The sequence below is a fragment of the Streptomyces sp. NPDC001450 genome (assembly GCF_053597295.1).
Genome location: NZ_JBSFHY010000001.1, coordinates 261883 through 279517 on the forward strand (window position 1 = coordinate 261883; position 17635 = coordinate 279517).

A 17635-nucleotide genomic window follows, 5' to 3' on the forward strand; every position below is an offset into this window, starting at 1 on the left:
CAGCCGGAGGTGCACGTCCCGTGGCGTCCAGTGTCAATCCCACCGTCAGACGACGCCGGCTGGGCCAGGAGCTGCGCCGGCTCCGTGAGCTCAAGGGCATGACGGCCGAAGAGGTGGCGGAGCGGCTGCTCGTGTCGCAGTCGAAGATCAGCCGGCTGGAGAACGGCCGCAGAAGCATCAGTCAGCGCGATGTGCGTGACCTGTGCGGGGTGTACGAGGTCGAGGACCAGCGGATCGTCGACTCGCTGATGGAGATGGCCCGGGACTCGCGGCAGCAGGGCTGGTGGCACACGTTCGGGGACATCCCGTACAGCGTGTACATCGGCCTGGAGACCGACGCCGAGTCGCTGCGGGTGTACGAACCCCAGCTGGTGACCGGTCTGTTGCAGACCCGCGCCTACGCGGAGGCCCTGGTGCAGGGCGCGTTGCCGGAGACGTCGACGGCGGAGATCGAGAAGCGCGTGCAGGTGCGCATGCGCCGACAGGAACGTATCACCGCCGAGGGTAACCCGCTGCGGCTGTGGGTGGTGCTGGACGAGGCGGCGCTGCGGCGCGTCGTCGGCAGCAAGCTGGTGATGCGCGAGCAGCTGGAGCACCTGATCGAGATGTCCCAGCTGCCGCACGTCACCGTGCAGGTGCTGCCCTTCGAGGTGGGCGCGCACCCGGGGCTCAACGGCCAGTACGCGATCCTGGAGTTCGCGGACGCGGCCGACTCCAGCGTGGTCTACCTGGAGGGCGTGACCAGCGACCTGTACCTGGAGAAGGCGCAGGACGTGCAGAAGTACGCCGTGATGTACGAGCATCTGCGGGCACAGTCCCTCAACGTGGAGCAATCCCGGCAATACATCTCCGACGTGGCGAAAACCTACGCGGATTGAGCCTGCTCCACAGGAAGTGCCGGATCGTACACCGTCGTTACGATTCAGTGGAAGGCCCACTTGGAATATGCCATCCGCTTGAGTGAACGACCGCTCCAGCGGAGGCGGTTGCCCGGTAGCGTCGATCACGCCAACCAGACGACAAGGTTGGCGTGAACCGCACCACCAGCAACTCGCAACAGGAGTGGACATGGCACTGATTCAGGGCGCTTCGGAGACGTGGATGAAGTCCTCCTATTCCGCGGGCAACGGCGCCTGCGTCGAGGTCAAGTCGCCCACCACCGCGGAGCTCGCCGTACGCGACTCCAAGGTCACCGAGGGCCCGACCCTGGCGTTCCCCGCCGGCGCGTGGAACGCCTTCGTGGCCTCGGTCAAGGCGTAGGGAGCCCTCTCTGACGTTCCCTCGCAGACACGTCCGACGTTCAACTGCAGAGCCCTCTCGACGAGTCGCCGTCCTTGCCGAGGGGGCTCGGCCACACCCGGCCCGGCGCTACTTCACCGGAAACGCCACATCGCACACCGGATCCCCGGGCCCGGCCGCGTCCCAGTCCGCGAAGTACACCTCGCGGCAGGGGCCGGCCATCTCCAGGCCCTCCCCGGCCATCCACTGCTCCACCGCCCCGAAGGCGGCGAGGATCTGCGGATGGGCCACCTGGGCCTTGGCGATCCGGGTGTAGGCCAGCCGGGCCGCCGGCTCCACCCGCACCCGGGTCGCCCCGGCCCGGCCGTGCGCCTCCGCCCACGCCCGGGCCGCCGCCTCGTCCGCCACCGGCACACACGACTCGGCGGGCCCGTCACTCTCCATCGACACCTCGGAGTGGTAGACGACGAACGGCTCACCCGCCACGCCCCCGCACTCCCGCGCGGCCTTCACCAGCCGGTCCAGCGATGCGCCGATCCAGGCCGGCAGCTCGTCCGCGAGTGTGTGCCGCGTCTCGGTGATCACCACCCGCGCGGGCACGTCCACCGTCTCGACCACGAACTTGTCGTACATCTCGGAGCTCCTCCCCGACAGTCGTCCACGGAGGTACTCGGCGAGGGTGCGCTGCCCGGCCACCCGGGTCTCCACGTCCGCCCAGTAGGCGGTGAGCAGGTCCGCGGCCACGGCGCCCTGCGCCCCGACGACCTCGGCGATCCGGGCGAGCGGCATGTCCAGCTGCCGCAGCAGGGCCACCAGACGCGCGCGTTCCACCTGGTCGGCGCGGTAGTAGCGGTAACCGCTGGCCTCGTCGACATGTGCCGGGGCGAGCAGCCCGAGGCGGTCGTACAGCCGCAGCGCCTTGGCCGAAAGCCGGGCCCGCGCGGCGAACGCGCCGATGGTCAGCAGCTCCTCGTTCACGATGTCATCCTCCGTCACCGGGCGGTCCTTCCCGCCCGGTGACAAGGACGCTCAGCCCTGCCCCTGGGGCAAGGTCAACCAGCTAGCCCAGCTGGCCCTCGATGGCCGCCACGACCTCCGCGGCCTCCGGCTCGGTCTGCGGCGAGAAGCGCGCGACGACCTGTCCGTCGCGGCCGATGAGGAACTTCTCGAAGTTCCAGCGGATGTCCCCGCTGTGCCCCTCGGCGTCGGCGAAGCCCACCAGACGCTCGTACAGCGCGTGCCGGCCCTCCCCGTTCACCTCGACCTTCTCGGTCAGCGGGAAGGTCACGCCGTACGTCGCGGAGCAGAACTCGGCGATCTCGTCGGCGGTGCCGGGCTCCTGCCCGAGGAACTGGTTGCAGGGCACCCCGAGCACGGTGAAACCCTGCTCGGCGTACCGCTCCTGCAGTCGCTCGAGACCCGTGTACTGCGGGGTCAGGCCGCACTTGGAGGCCACGTTCACGATGAGAACGCTCTTGCCGGCGTACTGCGGCAGGTTCGCGGAACCGCCCTTGAGGGCCCCGATCTCGGTGTTCAGTACGGAGCCGTTGTGGTCGTTGGTCGTCATGAGCGGATGCTAACTCCGAGGGGTCGCCTCCCCCTGGCCAGGTGTCGAGGGGGAGGCGAGGACGCCGGTGCTACGGCTGGTCGGTGCTCTCCTGCGGCTGCTGAGCCGGAACGTCCTCCCGCGCCTGCTGTGCCGGAACGCTCTTCGCGTCGAGGCCGGCACCGATGTGCTGTGCGGCCCGGTCGAAGTACCGCAGCAGCTCGACGGGGAACGGCATCACGAGCGTGGAGTTCTTCTCGGCGGCGACCTCGACGACCGTCTGGAGCAGACGCAGCTGCATGGCCTCGGGCGTGTCCGACATGATCCTCGACGCGTTGGCGAGCTGCTGAGCCGCCTGGAACTCGCCGTCCGCGGTGATGACCCGGGCCCGCCGCTCCCGCTCCGCCTCGGCCTGCCGCGACATGGACCGCTTCAGCGACTCGGGCAGCTGTACGTCCTTGATCTCGACGCGGTCGATGTGGATGCCCCACCCGGCGGCCGGGCTGTCGATCATCAGGGCCAGCCCCTCGTGCAGCCGCTCCCGGTCGCTCAGCAGATCGTCCAGGTCGCTCTTGCCGATGATGGAGCGCAGGGAGGACTGGGCGACCTGCCCGACGGCGAAGTGGTAGTCCTGCACCTCGATGGCCGCCCGCACCGGGTCGGTCACCCGGAAGTAGACGACGGCGTCGACCTTCACCGACACGTTGTCCTTGGTGATGCCCTCCTGGGTGGGCACCGGCATGGTCACGACCTGCACGTTCACCTTGCGCATCCGGTCGGCGAACGGGATGAGGAAGGTGATCCCCGGCTGCCGGTGGTCCGGCAGCGCCTTGCCCCAGCGGAACACCACCCCGCGCTCCACCTGGTTGACCACCCGCATGCCGCTCTTCAGCACGAGCAGTACGAACGCGGCCACGACGACCACTGCGACGACGGTGCCTTCCATGGCACTCCATTCTCCGACGCGACTTCAGTCCGGTTCCGGACAACGGGGATGACATCACGGCGGGCGCGGCTGGATGCGTGCTGGGTGTCAGGGATCCGTAAAGAAACCGCTGCGGGTTCATCGCGCCGGGCGGCGAACCCCGCGCCGCCGTTGATCGTCTTCCAGTCGGCCGCGCGACGCACCGCGCGGCCCACTGCTGCCAGATCTGCCACCGGGGGCCCACATGCACGATCCGACACCCGAGGCCGCGCCCTCGTCCCCTGCTCCACCGCCGGAGGCCGACATCCTGGTCCGTTTCCTCACGGCGGACCCGGCCGGGAGGGTCCGGCTCGCGCCAGGCGTCGCGGAAGCGGTCGGCGCATCCCGCATGGAGGAGATCGTCGAGGCCACGCTCGCCCGCACCGGAACCCCCGTCACCGTCACGGACAGCCCCGACGGCCTGATCGTCACCGGCCCGCAGGGCAGCGTCCGGGCCTGGGCCCATCAGAACCCCGACGGCGAGGAGATCACCGGACTGCTCCTGGAGGGAGTCCTCTACGATCCCCCGTCCCGCCGCAGCCCCCTCCCCCTGCCCGCGCCCTGGCTGGTACTGGTCCTCCTGATCACCCTCTGGAACGTCTTCACGCTCTGGACGGCCGCGGACCGCACCTCCTGGTGCGCCGGCCTGGCCACCCTCGCGGCCTTCTTCGTCTTCGTCGAGGGCTGCGGCGCCCCCGCCCAGCAGCCGCGCCTGCACCGCCGTACGGTCGAGGCGGCCGCCCTCACCGCCCTGGCCTCGGCCCACCGCCTCCCCACCCTCCCGGCCGGTCACTTCACCCTGGCCCTCGCCACGGCCCTGGCCCTCCTCGCGGGTGCCGTGTTCCTGGTGACCAGAGCCCGCCTCCACCACTGGCGCACCCCCGTCTCCCAGCCCCTCCTCTTCCCCCTGGAGGGCACCTGGTACGTCATCCAGGGCGGCGGCCGCCCCCTCAACCACCACGCCCGAGTCCCGGAACAGCGCGCCGCCCTGGACCTGGTCTCCCTGGGCCCGCACGGCACCCGCACCCGCCCCGGCCGCGACCTGGCCGACTACGCCGCGTACGGCCGCCCCGTCCGCTCCCCCTGCCACGGCCGGGTGATCTCGGCGGTCACGACGATCCCCGACCAGCGCCCGGGCGAGATCCGCTACCAGCCCCCTTACGGCAACCACGTCTTCCTCGACACGGGCCACGAGATCGTCAAACTGGCGCACCTGCGCCCGGGTTCGGTGACGGTGCGCCCGGGCGACGTGGTCGAACCGGGCGACCTGCTCGGCGAGGTCGGCAACAGCGGCAACTCCACCGAGCCCCACCTCCACTTCCACGCCGAACGCGACGGCGTCGGCCTGGACCTGCGGTTCACGGATGTCGGCGGGCGGCTGTACCGGGGCCGCACGATCTGAAGACCCGGCCGGGGCCGTCTGGACGAGCCCCGGCCGGCAGGGGGGACCGGTCAGTCGAGAGCGGTTCGCGGGGCCGTACTCGATGTGACCTCGGGCAGATCGCCTTCCGGCCGGTGTGCCCCGGTCAGGTTCGCGCCGTTCCAGGTGGTCTCGGTCAGGTCTGCGCGTTCCAGCCTTGTCCCCGCCATGTTCGCCCTGTTCAGGTTCGCGCTCGTCAGGTCCGCTTCCCGGAGGTCGGCCTGCTCGGCGTCCGCGTCGGTCAGATCGACCCCGGTCAGATGTGCGCCGCTGAGCACCGCCAACTCCAGGTTCACGCCCGAGAGATCGGCCTTCTCGAAGTCGCCGCCGGAGAGAACCGCCCCGCCGAGGTTCGCGTTGGTCAGGTTCGCGCCCTTGAGCTCGACCTTCCTGAGGCGGACACCCCTGAGGTCGATGACGGCGTTTCCGTCGTGGGAGGGGTCGCGGTTGCCGAGCGCGTAGAGCGCCGCCTGGATGTCGGGGGCCTTGTCCAGTGTTGCCGACTTCCTGGTGGCGCGGTCACGGATGTACTTGGACAACATGTCGATCACCGCGGGCTGTGTCCGGGGGGAGTCGGTCATGATGCTCTGCATGGAGTAGATGGCTCCCCTGCGGACATCGACGGAATCGTCGACCAGTTTCTCCACGGCGGCGTCGTACCTGTCGGCGATCTGTCCCTGCTCGGAGATCGTCAGCTCGTCGGACACCTGGGCGACCGATATCCAGGTGAAGACCAGGGCGGCGACCGCCGCAAGTCCCGGGAGCGTCGTCGCCAGGAGATTCGCCCAGTGGGCCGAGCCCCCCGTCTGCCCGGCGGGACCGGGGGCCGTCCCACGGCCACCGGCCCGTTCCGGCGCCCTGCGGCGGTGTCCGGGGGGACGTGCCCCGATGGGGGGCCGAAGCGGACGACGCCCGTCCCGGTTTCCTGCCTGTAACCGGCGGTCCGCGATCCGCCGAAGCTGTCGGCTGCGTGCTCCCGCACGAGGTATGCCTCTGCTCACGACCGCCATTTGATCGCATGTCATCGGGCGGGCAAAGGCCGCCCTGAAGTCCTGGTCCGGACAGTCCGGACGGAAGGGTATCTGACCTGGTGTTTCTCTGCGCCCCGGCAGGATTCGAACCCGCTGGTGCCGCAAGCGCGCTGCCCTGTCGGCGTAGGGGGTGGGAGAGGCGTCTGCCGACGCTAGCCGTCTCTTCCTGGTGGGGGCGGCAGTTGGCCGGTGTGCCAGCGCCTCAGCCGGGAGGAGTTGGTGACGACGGAGAGGGAAGAGAGGGCCATGGCGGCCGCGGCGATGATGGGACTGAGGCGGATGCCCCACAGGGGGTAGAGGGCTCCGGCGGCGACGGGCACGCCGACCGCGTTGTAGACGAGGGCGAAGAAGAGGTTCTGCCGGATGTTGCGCATCGTCGCGCGGGAGAGCCGGATGGCGGTGACGACGCCGGTCAGGGAGCCGGAGATGAGGGTGATGTCGGCGGCCTCGATGGCGACGTCGGTGCCGGTGCCGATGGCGAGCCCGACGTCGGCGGCGGCGAGGGCGGGGGCGTCGTTGATGCCGTCGCCGACCATGCCGACGGTGCGGCCCTCACCTTGCAGACGGCGGATCTCGTCGGCCTTGTGCTCGGGCAGGACCTCGGCCAGGACGCGTTCCACGCCGACCTGGGCGGCGATGGCCTGTGCGGTGCGGGTGTTGTCGCCGGTGATGATGACGACGTCCAGGCCCAGCTGCTTGAGTGCGGTGATGGCGGAGGCGGAGTCGTCCTTGACGGTGTCGGCCACGGCGAGCACGCCGGCCAGGCGGCCGCCGACGGCAGCGAAGACCGGGGTCTTGCCTTCGGCCGAGAGACGGGACGCGACCGGTTCGAGAGCGTGGGCGTCGATCCCGGCATCGCCGAGCAGCTGGGTGGTGCCGACGAGGACCGTAAGGTTCTCGACGGTGGCTACGACCCCTTTGCCGGTGACCGAGTTGAAGTCGGACGCTTCGGGCAGGTTGAGGCCGCGCTCGCGGGCGCCGGTGACGATGGCGGCGGCGAGCGGGTGCTCGCTCGGCCCCTCGGCCGCCGCCACGAGCGCCGACAGGCCGTCGGTGTCGAACCCCTCGGCCGTGTGGACGTCGGTGAGGCGGGGCTTTCCGGCGGTGACGGTGCCGGTCTTGTCCAGCACGACCGTGTCGAGCTTGTGGGCGGTCTCCAGGGCCTCGGCCGAGCGGATGAGGATGCCTGCCTGGGCGCCTTTGCCGGTGCCGACCATGACCGACAGCGGGGTGGCCAGCCCGAGCGCGCAGGGGCAGGCGATGATCAGCACGGAGACGGCGGAGACCAGCGCGAGGGTCAGCGCCGGCGCGGGGCCGATGATGAACCAGACGGCGAAGGTGGCGATGGCGATGGCGATGACCGCGGGGACGAAGTAGGCGGAGACGGCGTCGGCGAGCCGCTGGATGGGGGCCTTGGACGCCTGGGCCTGCCGCACCATGCGGATGATCTGGGCCAGCATCGTGTCGGCGCCGACCTTGGCGGCGCGGACGCGCAGAGAGCCGGTGCCGTTGACGGTGGCGCCGATGACGGTGTCCCCGGCCCGCTTGGTGACGGGCATGGGCTCGCCGGTGACCATCGACTCGTCCACCGGGGAGGAGCCGGAGAGCACGTCGGCGTCGACCGGGACCTTCTCTCCGGGCCGGATCACCAGCTCGTCCCCGACGACGACTTCCTCGACCGGGATCTCCCGCTGTTCGCCGTCGCGGATCACCCGGGCGGTACGTGCCTGCAGACCCAGCAGGGCGCGGATGGCCTCACCGGTGCCGGCCTTGGCGCGGGCCTCCAGCAGACGGCCGAGGAGGATCAGGGTGATGATCACGCCGACGGCCTCGAAGTACACGCCGCGCACGTCCGCGGGGAAGAGCGAGGGGGCGAGGGTGACCAGCAGGCTGTAACCGTAGGCGGCGGAAGTGCCCAAGGTGATCAGGGAGTTCATGTCGGCGCCCCGATGGCGCAGGGTGAGCCAGCCCGTGGAATGGATTGGCCAGCCGGTGTAGAACATCACCGGGGTGATCAGGACGAGTTGGAACCAGTGATCGAGCAGCAAGGCCGGTACCCAGTCCGCCTTGAACAGCTCATGCGCCATCACCGCGAAGAGCACCGGCAAGGTGAGGACCGCGCCGACGCTGACCCGGCGCGTCAGGTCCGTGATCTCAGCCTGCCGTTCCGCTGTCTCGGCCGCCTCCGCCTCGGCCGTCTCCGCCTCGGCCGCCGACTCCTCGGCCGTCACCTCCCCACGTTCAACGGGCGCGGCCGGGAGCGTTGTCGGCTCCTCGGCGGGTTCGACGACGAGGGTTCCGCGGATCATGTTCATCCCGCAGGCGAAGCCGAAGGCCCCGGCCCGGTCGGGGCTCACCCGGACCGTGGTGCGGGTGTAGGCGGGCAGTGCGGCGCTGACATGCAGGTCGGGGAAGACCACGCGCGAGGTGCACTCGCCTGTCTCCTGCCGGTCGAAGACAAGCTCCGCCGGCACCCCCTGCCGCAGCACGATCACGTCGGGGCTGTAACCACCCCGGACGGTGACATCGGCCCGCTGCACACCGCCCTCGAACCGCGCGGTGCGGGCCTTGCGCGGCCCGAAGAAAAACCACCCCAGGGCTGAGACCAGCCCCGTGGCCACCAGCGCCACGACGATGTCCGCGACACCCATGACGGGCCTCCGTCCTGCCGGAACCCCCCGTCATGCTTCCAGCTTCCAGTCTGCGGCGAGCTGCGAAGAGGGGTCCATCGGCCCTGGGGATGGGCCGTCCGGGGCCTGCTCCATGGCTGCGGCACGGAGGGAGCATGGGATCGAGTCCATCGCGGGCGTCCGTCCCGGACCCTGCTGACCTGGGGAGGTGAACCGTGATGGGGTACTGGTACGGACACGGCATGAGCGGGTGGGCCTGGTTCTGGATGACCGTGGGCAACCTCGTGTTCTGGGCAGTGATCATCGTCGCTCTGGTCCTGCTCTTCCGCGCCATCACGCGGCCCGGCCCACACGGCGGTGGGAACCCTGGCTGGGGTTGGGGTACTGCGCCCCCGCCCGGCAGCCCCGGAGCCGAGCAGATCCTCGCCGAACGGTACGCACGCGGCGAGATCGACGAAGAGGAATACCAACGCCGCCTGACCACCCTCCGGGGTGCACCACCGGGCCCGGCGAAACCCTGAACCGCAGCCTCCCGGCGAAGCGCGGCGTTCGCTCGTGGCACGAGGAGTAGCGTGGAAAAGCGACGCGAGTCCCGTGATCGCACCGATTCCGAAGAGCGGTGGTCCTCATGACCGGCTCCGACGCGCAACCTGTTTCCCGGCATCTGCCCGGTGGCGTTCACGAGGCCGTGCGGCCGGGGTGTGCGTTGCTCCGGCTGGAGACCACTCAGTCGCGCGAAGGTGTCCTCGACGGTGCGTGGTGGCCGCGGTCGCGCGACATCGGCGCCGAGCTGCCCGCGCTGCTGAGCGCCCTCACCGGTCATCTCGGCCCCGTCACGCGCGTCGGGCTGGACACGACGGCCTGGGAAGGGCTTCCGACGCGGATCGTCGTCGACGACCGGGTGGTGCGCATCGACTCCTTTCCGCTGGGCGATGACACCGTGCTGATCACCCGCGGCGACAAGGACATCTTCTCGCTGCTGGTGGTCCCGCCGGACACGGCACCCGAGGCCGCCCGCGCCGCGATGGCCCAGGCCGTCCGGGCCGGCAACGTGACCCAGGCGAATCAGATACTCATCGACACCGGAAGCGCGCAGGTGCCGCCGGAGTGAGGTCAGCCGCGCCACTCCACCAGGAGCAGCGTCGCGTCATCCGTGGTGTGTCCGCCCCGCGCCCGCTTGAGCGTGTGGGACAGGGAGCGTGCCACCGCCCGGATTCCGCGGCCGGTTCTCTCCAACTGGTTCACCCAGTCGATCAGCTGGTCCTCCCCGAACTCCTCCTCCCCGGCATAGTGCTCCTCGATCAGTCCGTCGGTGAAGCAGAGGAGGCGGTCCCCCGGCTCCAGCTTCATCTCGCTCGTCTGCGGCTCCGGGCCCCCGAGGCCGACAGGGAGGGTCGTCGGACCGGTCAGCCGGAGTGTGACGCGGTGATCACGGACGAGCATCGGTGACGGGTGCCCGGCGTTGACCCACTGAAGATGCCCCGTCGTGGTGTCCAGCTGCAGCATCTGCGCGGTGACGAAGTGCTCGGGGCCGAACTGGTTCGCCACTGCGCGGTCCATGAAGGCGTAGATCTCCGGCAGTCCGGTGCCGGCGCGGCGGGCGTGGCGGTAGGCGCCGATGGCCACGGTCGCCATCGTGGCCGCGTCCAGTCCGTGCCCCATCGCGTCGATCATGGCCACGTGGAGGACGTCCCCGTTGAGGGCGTAGTCGAAGCTGTCACCCGCCACGTCGTAGGCGGGTTCCAGGATCCCGGCCACGGCGACCCGAGGCATGATCATCGCCAGCGGTGGCAGCAGGGCCCACTGGATCTCGGCGGCGACGCTCATCGGTTCACCGCGTCGGACACCGAAGAAGAGGTCGGAGTAGCCGTGCTTGGTCACCAGTAGGTCGGCCACCAGGCCGGCGATCCTGCGCAGTATGCGGCGGTCGCCGTCATCGACGCTGTCCAACGTCACTGCCATGACCCCGACCTGGTCGCCGCCGTCCAGCAGCGGCAGGAGGATTCGCACGCCGTCGTCCTCGGGCAGCTCGATGGGGTGAGCGTCGAGAAAGCAGCGGCCCGCCTCGGAGTCGTCGATCACCTGCGGTTCCCCGTCCGTGAGGCCGTCGCCGGGCAGGGGTACGAGCAGCAGTTGGCCGTAGTCCTGCAGCAGCACCTGCGGCCGGCGGCCCCCGAGCCGCTCCACCACGTCAGCGACCAATGGCCCGATGAGATGGGGCGGCAGTTCATGCGCGCGATCGAGGACCTCTCCCAGCAGAGCTTCCCCGAAGCTCTCGGAGCGGTCCGCTCGCTGTCCGGCCGTCATTCCCTCACCCGCCATGATCCGAGCCGATCGGAGCGGCGGGCCGGGACGGCGCAGGGTCGGCCAGTGTCATCGCTCCATCGAGGGGTCGTACAGTGCCCGGGACTGGCCCCGTCACCCGGGCCCGTCCGGATCGGGCCTCTCACCTGAGTCCGGACCCTCCCTCCGACTCCCATGTGTCTTGTCCGTCGAGGCCGCTCTCGGCGAGTGCCAGCAGGCGCGGAGCCGACAGTGGGTTCCCGGGGTCGGCGGCAGCGGCCAGCAGCCGGGTGGCGGCTCCGGCCGGCTCGTCCGGGGGGATCACCAGCAGTTCCCAGCGTCCCACGGTGCCGCAGTCCACGGTGATGGCATGCGCCTCGGCGGCGAGATCGGTCAGGACCACCTCGATCACATGGCCGGGCGCCATCACCTCCTGCGGGGCATCGGGCCAGGCGGCGGTCCCCACGGTGACGCGGGTGACGGTGCCGACGCTCGGATCCAAGGAGCCGACCAGCGCGGGCAGCTCCAGTTCCAGTGCGTCGCAGCGCGGCCACCACGCGCCGTCCAGCGGGCCATGGCTGACGCCCGGCGTGAGGCGCAACCGGGGCAAGGGCATCCGGTACGAGTGGCCTTCACCTGGTGCCGTACCTTCGGCGGGCTTTGTGGTGGCGTTCATCGTGCGATCCCGTTCCGGGCGGCTTCCGGCTGCCCGTGTCTGTCACTCGCCGGGAACGGCGCCGCCGTGGCCGTGCGCCCATGAGCTCTCGGTACCTGTCAGGCTACTCCCGGCCGTGGCGGGCGGCGCGGTGCGCAGCCATCGCGTGGAGAGGCAGACAGCCATCACGTGGAGACACGTCCGTACGGCGGACGACGGGTGGCGTGACGGCCCCGGCCGGTACGACCGCCGGCTCGTCGCCCCTGTGCCAAATCATCGGTGTGCCAAGGGCAGCTGCCCTTCGACAGACAGGGTCAACACGCAGGGGGCGACGGGGCCGGGCAGCCCGACAACCTCACCCATGTTCTGCCAGCCCCAGGACGAGAAGGCGGCTTGTCCCGCTCGGTCGGCAGGATGCAGCAGGGCGACCCCGAGGGAAGCATGCAGGTCTGTGAGCAGACGCTGTTGCAGGCGGCCGGCGATATCGCGGTGCTGAGCGTGCGGATGGGCCACGACCTGGGTGAGGACGACGAACCGCGCGCGGGAGGTGAGCCGCTGGATGATTTCCTGGAGCGTTCCGTCGGACCATCGGCGGTCGGAGCCAGCAGGGCCCACCGGATAACCGAAGGAGCAACCGACCAGCACCGTCGTCTCGGCGACCAGCAGGGCGAAGCCGGGGCGGTGGGCAGTGACCGCCAAGCGGTGCAGGAAATCTCCACGGTCGTGGTACGCCTCGCCGGCGGTGCCCGCGACAGACTCCGCAGCCAGGTCCGCGATGTCGTCGCGCATACCTTCGGCCTGCCAGCGGGTCAGTCGGCGAAGGCGGATCCCGTCCTTGAGGACCGGCTGATCCGGCCGACGAGCGTGGTCCTCGGGCGTCCGCGTCGCGGTGCTCATGAGGTCGCCGGGCGCGGCGGGCGGCGCGGGACTCACGGGGGCCGTGAGGAGCAGCGAAGTGGATCCGGTGGCATCGAGGAGCCGGGTGATCTGCGCGCACGGGTGATGCAGCCGCAGGCAGGCGTGTACCCGGCCAGCGCGCCGTGACGCCGACAGGAGGACGTCCAAGCCCCTGGCGTCGCAGGAGCCGACCGTGGTCAGGTCGATGTCGATCACAGTGACGCCGTCCAGCAGACACCGCTCCAATGCGGCCCGCAGCAGCGGCGTCGTGGCCGGTCCGATGTCACCGGCAAGCGTGACGAGCGTCCGCTCCCCTCGGTTCCGCCGACGGATGTCCAGCCGGGAGAAAGCCATCACGCCTCCCCTCGGCGGGGGCGCGGACCCGCGCGGGTGCTCAGCGCGGCCTCAGCCATGATGAGCTTGCGCGGAGCTGCTTCGACCGCGGGGGACATGATGCCGACCCGTCTCCGGGCCGACCACTGGGGCGGCCCGGGGTTCGTCTCTCGCCGAGGACCACCCGGCGGGGCGGCCGGAGTGCGTGGTGCCCTCGGTACTTCAACCGTACGTCGGCCGCAACCGGAAGCGGCTGCGTCGAGGGGGCGCGCGGCACGGTAGGGGCCGCGTCACCTCACGGGCCGTCCCCACGGCCCGGGCTCTGCAGCGAGTACGAGCCGCACGGGTTCGCGGATGTCGTTCCCAGCGTTGGCTGGGAACGAGGAGACGACCGGCCAGGGCCTGCGTGGGCGTGGCTGCCCACGTATGCCGGATCGTCTGCGCCACGGCTTCGGGGAGTGACGTTGTCCGGCCTGCCCGCGGGCGGGCGCGCTGGGCGAGAGGTGCTCGTTCTCGGTGGACGAGCGTGTGGTGGCGGTCCGGCTGCGGAGCGTCGGCCGAGGGGGCGCGAGGCAGGTGACGATTGGCTGGCTAGACCGCGGTTTCTGTGATGAGGACGGCGGCGGTGACCGGGCCCGGGGTGTCAGTGGTGGCCGCGTCGGCTACGGCGGCCCGGACGGCGCGGGCGACTTCCAGCGGATGGTGTCCGGGGGCGACCGCGAGTTGGACCTCGATGTGGCGGCCGGGTGGATCGTCCTGGGCCTCCACCCTGACCGGGCGGCTTCCCAGCACAGTGGTGAGGCGGGCGACGCCCGGAACACCCGTCACGACGTCCGCGAGTTCTCCGAGGGGCCCCTGCATGGGTCCTGTTCCGGTTACCGGGGGCGAGCTTCGCGTGGCTGCAGCCTCCGGTGCCGACCTCATGGCCCTCGCCGCGGTCCGCGCCTTCACGCCTGTCTCCGGGCCCTCATGGAGATCCGTGACGCGCAGGTCGGCTGTCACGGCGGCCAGGCCGAGCCGCTCGGCGGCCGCGTTGAGCAGTGTGCTCCTCAACTGTTCGGCGGTCTCGGGCAGTGGCTGCCCGAGAGGTGCTGTGAAGGCGGCTTCGATCCTGAGCGGGCCAGGCGGCAGCGCACTGGCCGGCGGACGGACGGCCGGCTCGGACACGGGCTCGAACGGTGCCGACCCGATGCGCAAAGACTCCAGCCGAACACCAGGAATCTCAGCGGCAGCGCGCCCGAGGGCCCGGGCGGCCGCTTGTTCCGTGATCCATGTCCCGTCGTCGGGTCCGCCGAGCGGGAGCAGCCGGCCCAGGTAGAGCTGGTGCCGTACCGCCTGCGTCCACGCCTCGGTTGTCACCGGCGCCTCACCCTCTCTCTCCATGGCCGCGGTCCTCTGCCGGGCGACTCGTGGGACCACCCAGTCTCAAAGTCCAGATAACGGGCAAAACGCACTAAAGTGAATATCATTAAAGTATAGGTGTAAGGCGGGCTTCTCAAGGAAGGAATGCCCTGATGGCTGAGAACACTGGCGCAAGGCACGGTGGCGCGCCCGGTTCTCGCGGCCGGACGACCGTCGCCGATGTGGTGGTGGAGAAGATCGCCGGAATGGCGGCACGGGACGTATTCGGCGTCTATGCCCTGGGGAGCGGATTCGCGCGCTCCATGGGATCCATGCGGGAGCGGATGCCTGGCGCCGGTAGTGGCAAGTCCGTGACACGCGGGGTCAGCGTCGAGGTGGGAGAGCTGCAGGCGGCCATCGATCTGGAGATCGTCGTCGACTACGGCGTCTCGATCACGGACGTGGCCGGTGCGGTGCGTGAGAGCGTGATCTCCGCAGTGGAGCGGATGGCGGGTCGGGAAGTCGTGGAAGTCAACATCATGGTCAGCGATGTGAAGCTGCCCGACGAGGAGGACGAAGAGGAAGAGCGGCAGCGGGTCCAGTAGCCGGGGCGGAACAGCCCGCGTGAGCGAAGGAGCGCGTGATGAGCAGGGCCGTGGTGGGCTTGATGGCCGGAATGGCGCTGGGTTTCGCCGCGTATTTCGGTGGCTTCTGGGCTTTCCTGCTGGTGCTGGGGCTGGGCGTTGTCGGTCTCGTGGCCGGGCGGTTCATGGAAGGTGATCTCGAACTGGGCGACGTCGTCCGCCGCCGAGACCAGCAGGAGCGGATCCGCGACGACCGGCGGCGGGCTCGGGGAGACTGGCGGCAGTGACCGGTGAAGCAGATCGGCTGCCGGGCATTCCCCCCGGGGAGCGCGGTGCGATCACCGTCGCCGACCGGGTCGTTGCGAAGATCGCCTCCCGGGTGGCCCGCGAGGCGCTGAGCCGGTTCACCGAGTCGGCCGGCCGCGTACCATCCGGCCACCGGACGCCACGCGTAACCGCGTCTGTGCGGAGGGCACCGGAGCGGAATACCGCAGGACGAGACGGCGAGTCCGCCGCCGGACGGCAGGTGGCGCTCGGCACGGCACGGCTGCGCATCACCGTCGAACTCGGCTATCCGTCCGACATCGGAGCGCAGTGCGCCGCGGTGCGCCGGGAGGTTACCGAACGGCTCAGGACATGGGCCGGCATGGACGTGTCCGACCTCGCGGTGTCGGTCGAGAGACTGCACTCGGCGCATGCGCGGCACAAGGGCCAGGAGAGGGTGAGATGAGCGCGAACACCCGGTGGCAGCCGACCGGTGACAGCGACCTTCCCTCCGATTCCGGACGGACGGCGCCGTCTGCCGATGGCGCCCCGGGGGAGGGGGCGGGCGCGACGGCGGCGATCGGGAAACCAAGCCGGTCGGCGCGCCGTTTCTGGTCGGCGCGGCGGATTCCCGCGGCCTTGGCGGCCCTGCTGTCCGCCGCGGCCATCGGATTGCTCCTGTACGACGTGGTCTCGGTGCGGGCAGGCCGGTCTGCGATGCACTGGCGGCGGCGGCTCGCCGAGGAACTGGCCACACGGCCACTGGACGACATCTGGATGATCGTCGGGGCCGCGGTCGCGATGGCCCTCGGCCTGTGGCTCTTCCTGCTGGCGGTGACGCCGGGGCTGCGCAGGCTGTTGCCCATGCGGCAGCCCACCGGTGTCCCCGGGACACAGGAGGTCCGCGCCGGGCTCGACCGCCGCGCGGCCGCCCTGGTTCTGCGCGACCGGGCCATGCAGGTCCCCGGTGTCCAGTCGGCACAGGTCGCTGTCGGCCGCCGGAAGGTCAAAGCCCTGGCACGGGCACATTTCCGCGATCTTGAGGAGGTCCGCGCGGACCTGGACGCCACGCTGGGCGAAGCCGTGACGTCCCTGGGTCTCGCCCGGCAACCCACGCTGACCGTGCGCGCCCGGCGTCCGAAGAAGGGCTGAGGTGATCCCGATGCTCACGACCGTGAACCGGGTGCTGCTGGGGCTTCTCGGCCTTGGCCTGCTCGCCCTGGGCGGCGGCGTGCTGCTGGGCGGGCTGGATCTGCAGCGTCGCTGGGGTTTCGGCATGCCGGGCTGGTGGCCCTTCCGCGGGCCGGACGACGTGGTGCTGGGCACCGAGGGACGCACCCGGTGGCGGGAGGAAGGCTGGTGGTGGCCGACCGTCATCGCGGTGCTCGCCGTGCTGCTGGCCCTGTTGCTGTGGTGGCTCTTCGCACAGCGCAGACGCCGCCTGGACCAGGTCCTCGTCGACAGCGAACACGGCGCGGCAGCCCGACTCAACGGCCGCACGCTGGAGGACGTCATCGAGGAAGAGGCGCAGGCCCTGGACGGGGTCTCGCGGGCTCATGTACGGCTGACGGGCCGGCGTACTGCTCCCACGGCACGCGTGCGGCTGTTGCTGGAGCCTCACGCGGATCCAGTGCGGACTCTGGAGCGACTGAGCCGGGAAACGCTCGTACACGCACGGGACTCGACCGGCCTGGACCGCCTCCCGTCGAAGGTCCGACTCCGGGAAGCGCGCCACCGCGCCCAACGCGCCGCCTGAGTACCGGCTCCAGGACATCCCGGATTCCTGGCTCGCATCGGAAGTCCTCATGACCCCCTCGGAGTCATCCTCCTCGGGGCGTCGGCGTCGGCGTCGGCGTCATCGCCGGCATCTCCATCCTCCCGGGAGGCATCCCGTCATGGTCCTCTTCCTGATCCTGCTCATCGCCGGAATCGCTCTGGCCGCCATCGGCGCGACCGTCGACGGCATGCTCTATCTGCTGTCCGCCGGCGTACTGCTCCTCATCGTCGATCTGCTCTACCTGGTGGGCCGCTCCATATGGCGCTCCTCGCGTCGCCCGGCCGCCTGAACAGCCCGGCCGCGGCGGCGGACCCAAGTGCCGCTGGAGCGCGCGGTTGCCACTCGCCGCCTTGGCGTGGGAGACCTCGACGAGGTCCGCCCCGGGGGGCCTCGTCGAGGAATACGAAGGCCGGCTGGTGGCAGGTGGGGAGCCCGGTGCGGACCGTGGCCATGGCTGGTCGTCGGCGCCGGTGTCCACCTACCTCGCTTCGAACACGCCGGTCTTGCGGCCTTCGGGTCGACGACACTGCGGTTGCCCCACTCGCGGACATCGGCTGAATGGATCGCGGCCTTGCCTCCTGGCCGCTGATCCGGCCGGTGCGAGCCGCCCCCTGCAACCGGGTTTCAGCAGCCTTCGGGGCGGCGGCGGTGCAGACCGGCTGCGAGAAGGT

At 70.7% G+C, this 17635-nt stretch carries 20 protein-coding genes; 11 read left to right on the plus strand and 9 right to left on the minus strand.

The annotated features are described in order from the left end of the window. The first annotated feature begins 20 nt into the window (after positions 1 to 20). Together ACWC5O_RS01230 and ACWC5O_RS01235 are read left to right on the plus strand one after the other, a co-directional pair. Positions 21 to 878, plus strand: a complete 858-nt coding sequence (locus ACWC5O_RS01230) for a helix-turn-helix domain-containing protein (protein ID WP_450589664.1) — start codon at positions 21 to 23, stop codon at positions 876 to 878. 190 nt (positions 879 to 1068) lie between these two features. After that, the gene (locus tag ACWC5O_RS01235; protein ID WP_386573419.1) at positions 1069 to 1260 is read left to right on the plus strand and encodes a DUF397 domain-containing protein; all 192 of its coding nucleotides are present in this window, start codon (positions 1069 to 1071) and stop codon (positions 1258 to 1260) included. Positions 1261 to 1368: 108 nt separating this feature from the next. Here ACWC5O_RS01235 and ACWC5O_RS01240 read toward each other — a convergent pair whose 3' ends face one another. The 3 genes from ACWC5O_RS01240 to ACWC5O_RS01250 all read right to left on the minus strand — a co-directional run bounded on the left by ACWC5O_RS01240 (position 1369) and on the right by ACWC5O_RS01250 (position 3731). Continuing rightward, positions 1369 to 2235 carry a MerR family transcriptional regulator gene (locus tag ACWC5O_RS01240; protein WP_450589663.1) on the minus strand — a complete coding sequence of 289 codons (867 nt, stop codon included), beginning with the start codon at positions 2233 to 2235 and terminating at the stop codon, positions 1369 to 1371. Between the two features lie 64 nt (positions 2236 to 2299). Then, positions 2300 to 2806, minus strand: a complete 507-nt coding sequence (locus tag ACWC5O_RS01245) for a glutathione peroxidase (protein ID WP_450589662.1) — start codon at positions 2804 to 2806, stop codon at positions 2300 to 2302. Positions 2807 to 2876: 70 nt separating this feature from the next. Beyond that, complete coding sequence (locus ACWC5O_RS01250; protein WP_450589661.1) at positions 2877 to 3731, minus strand: slipin family protein; 855 nt, start codon at positions 3729 to 3731, stop codon at positions 2877 to 2879. A 223-nt stretch (positions 3732 to 3954) separates the two neighbouring features. Between ACWC5O_RS01250 and ACWC5O_RS01255 the strand changes: the two genes are divergently transcribed. Further along, positions 3955 to 5151, plus strand: coding sequence for a M23 family metallopeptidase (locus tag ACWC5O_RS01255; RefSeq protein WP_450589660.1), 1197 nt, complete (start codon positions 3955 to 3957; stop codon positions 5149 to 5151). 50 nt (positions 5152 to 5201) lie between these two features. Here the strand turns inward: ACWC5O_RS01255 and ACWC5O_RS01260 are convergent, their stop codons facing one another. After that, entirely contained in the window at positions 5202 to 5876 is a 675-nt protein-coding gene (locus ACWC5O_RS01260) for a pentapeptide repeat-containing protein (RefSeq protein WP_450589659.1), read from the minus strand. A 476-nt stretch (positions 5877 to 6352) separates the two neighbouring features. Continuing rightward, positions 6353 to 8851 (minus strand): heavy metal translocating P-type ATPase, encoded by a 2499-nt coding sequence (locus tag ACWC5O_RS01265; protein ID WP_450589658.1) that lies wholly within the window; start codon positions 8849 to 8851, stop codon positions 6353 to 6355. 197 nt (positions 8852 to 9048) lie between these two features. Here ACWC5O_RS01265 and ACWC5O_RS01270 point away from each other — a divergent pair, with 197 nt between their 5' ends. Both ACWC5O_RS01270 and ACWC5O_RS01275 read left to right on the plus strand, forming a co-directional pair. Beyond that, positions 9049 to 9351, plus strand: coding sequence for an SHOCT domain-containing protein (locus ACWC5O_RS01270; RefSeq protein ID WP_450589657.1), 303 nt, complete (start codon positions 9049 to 9051; stop codon positions 9349 to 9351). A gap of 107 nt (positions 9352 to 9458) precedes the next feature. Continuing rightward, positions 9459 to 9941 (plus strand): DUF5994 family protein, encoded by a 483-nt coding sequence (locus ACWC5O_RS01275; RefSeq protein WP_450589656.1) that lies wholly within the window; start codon positions 9459 to 9461, stop codon positions 9939 to 9941. Positions 9942 to 9943: 2 nt separating this feature from the next. Here ACWC5O_RS01275 and ACWC5O_RS01280 read toward each other — a convergent pair whose 3' ends face one another. From ACWC5O_RS01280 to ACWC5O_RS01295, 4 genes are all read right to left on the minus strand, one after another. After that, positions 9944 to 11137, minus strand: a complete 1194-nt coding sequence (locus tag ACWC5O_RS01280) for a PP2C family protein-serine/threonine phosphatase (protein ID WP_450589670.1) — start codon at positions 11135 to 11137, stop codon at positions 9944 to 9946. 139 nt (positions 11138 to 11276) lie between these two features. Then, entirely contained in the window at positions 11277 to 11789 is a 513-nt protein-coding gene (locus tag ACWC5O_RS01285) for a DUF5994 family protein (protein ID WP_450589655.1), read from the minus strand. A gap of 252 nt (positions 11790 to 12041) precedes the next feature. Beyond that, the gene (locus ACWC5O_RS01290) at positions 12042 to 13019 is read right to left on the minus strand and encodes an STAS domain-containing protein (RefSeq protein ID WP_450589654.1); all 978 of its coding nucleotides are present in this window, start codon (positions 13017 to 13019) and stop codon (positions 12042 to 12044) included. A 570-nt stretch (positions 13020 to 13589) separates the two neighbouring features. Beyond that, complete coding sequence (locus ACWC5O_RS01295; RefSeq protein WP_450589653.1) at positions 13590 to 14381, minus strand: hypothetical protein; 792 nt, start codon at positions 14379 to 14381, stop codon at positions 13590 to 13592. A 131-nt stretch (positions 14382 to 14512) separates the two neighbouring features. Between ACWC5O_RS01295 and ACWC5O_RS01300 the strand changes: the two genes are divergently transcribed. From ACWC5O_RS01300 to ACWC5O_RS01325, 6 genes are all read left to right on the plus strand, one after another. Beyond that, complete coding sequence (locus ACWC5O_RS01300; protein ID WP_450589652.1) at positions 14513 to 14944, plus strand: Asp23/Gls24 family envelope stress response protein; 432 nt, start codon at positions 14513 to 14515, stop codon at positions 14942 to 14944. Positions 14945 to 14982: 38 nt separating this feature from the next. After that, positions 14983 to 15210 carry a hypothetical protein gene (locus ACWC5O_RS01305; RefSeq protein WP_450589651.1) on the plus strand — a complete coding sequence of 76 codons (228 nt, stop codon included), beginning with the start codon at positions 14983 to 14985 and terminating at the stop codon, positions 15208 to 15210. Beyond that, a complete protein-coding gene (locus ACWC5O_RS01310) occupies positions 15207 to 15653 on the plus strand; it encodes an Asp23/Gls24 family envelope stress response protein (RefSeq protein WP_450589650.1) in 447 nt (148 codons plus the stop codon). Before ACWC5O_RS01305 ends, ACWC5O_RS01310 begins: the two co-directional genes overlap by 4 nt. Next, positions 15650 to 16339 carry a DUF6286 domain-containing protein gene (locus ACWC5O_RS01315; protein ID WP_450589649.1) on the plus strand — a complete coding sequence of 230 codons (690 nt, stop codon included), beginning with the start codon at positions 15650 to 15652 and terminating at the stop codon, positions 16337 to 16339. The genes ACWC5O_RS01310 and ACWC5O_RS01315 overlap by 4 nt, the downstream gene beginning before the upstream one ends. 10 nt (positions 16340 to 16349) lie before the next feature. Continuing rightward, positions 16350 to 16943 (plus strand): alkaline shock response membrane anchor protein AmaP, encoded by a 594-nt coding sequence (gene amaP, locus ACWC5O_RS01320; protein WP_450589648.1) that lies wholly within the window; start codon positions 16350 to 16352, stop codon positions 16941 to 16943. Between the two features lie 139 nt (positions 16944 to 17082). Then, on the plus strand, positions 17083 to 17253 hold the full coding sequence (locus ACWC5O_RS01325; protein ID WP_450589647.1) for a hypothetical protein: 171 nt from the start codon (positions 17083 to 17085) through the stop codon (positions 17251 to 17253). Positions 17254 to 17635: the final 382 nt, after the last annotated feature.

Bases quoted from the DNA above. Each gene is read 5' to 3' on its own strand.
- ACWC5O_RS01325 (WP_450589647.1), top strand. From the start codon at position 17,083: ATGGTCCTCTTCCTGATCCTGCTCATCGCCGGAATCGCTCTGGCCGCC.
- amaP (WP_450589648.1), top strand. From the start codon at position 16,350: ATGCTCACGACCGTGAACCGGGTGCTGCTGGGGCTTCTCGGCCTTGGC.
- ACWC5O_RS01280 (WP_450589670.1), bottom strand. From the start codon at position 11,137: ATGACGGCCGGACAGCGAGCGGACCGCTCCGAGAGCTTCGGGGAAGCT.
- ACWC5O_RS01315 (WP_450589649.1), top strand. From the start codon at position 15,650: ATGAGCGCGAACACCCGGTGGCAGCCGACCGGTGACAGCGACCTTCCC.
- ACWC5O_RS01290 (WP_450589654.1), bottom strand. From the start codon at position 13,019: ATGGCTTTCTCCCGGCTGGACATCCGTCGGCGGAACCGAGGGGAGCGG.
- ACWC5O_RS01295 (WP_450589653.1), bottom strand. From the start codon at position 14,381: ATGGAGAGAGAGGGTGAGGCGCCGGTGACAACCGAGGCGTGGACGCAG.
- ACWC5O_RS01265 (WP_450589658.1), bottom strand. From the start codon at position 8,851: ATGGGTGTCGCGGACATCGTCGTGGCGCTGGTGGCCACGGGGCTGGTC.
- ACWC5O_RS01305 (WP_450589651.1), top strand. From the start codon at position 14,983: ATGAGCAGGGCCGTGGTGGGCTTGATGGCCGGAATGGCGCTGGGTTTC.
- ACWC5O_RS01250 (WP_450589661.1), bottom strand. From the start codon at position 3,731: ATGGAAGGCACCGTCGTCGCAGTGGTCGTCGTGGCCGCGTTCGTACTG.
- ACWC5O_RS01275 (WP_450589656.1), top strand. From the start codon at position 9,459: ATGACCGGCTCCGACGCGCAACCTGTTTCCCGGCATCTGCCCGGTGGC.
- ACWC5O_RS01245 (WP_450589662.1), bottom strand. From the start codon at position 2,806: ATGACGACCAACGACCACAACGGCTCCGTACTGAACACCGAGATCGGG.
- ACWC5O_RS01235 (WP_386573419.1), top strand. From the start codon at position 1,069: ATGGCACTGATTCAGGGCGCTTCGGAGACGTGGATGAAGTCCTCCTAT.
- ACWC5O_RS01300 (WP_450589652.1), top strand. From the start codon at position 14,513: ATGGCTGAGAACACTGGCGCAAGGCACGGTGGCGCGCCCGGTTCTCGC.
- ACWC5O_RS01255 (WP_450589660.1), top strand. From the start codon at position 3,955: ATGCACGATCCGACACCCGAGGCCGCGCCCTCGTCCCCTGCTCCACCG.
- ACWC5O_RS01270 (WP_450589657.1), top strand. From the start codon at position 9,049: ATGGGGTACTGGTACGGACACGGCATGAGCGGGTGGGCCTGGTTCTGG.
- ACWC5O_RS01285 (WP_450589655.1), bottom strand. From the start codon at position 11,789: ATGAACGCCACCACAAAGCCCGCCGAAGGTACGGCACCAGGTGAAGGC.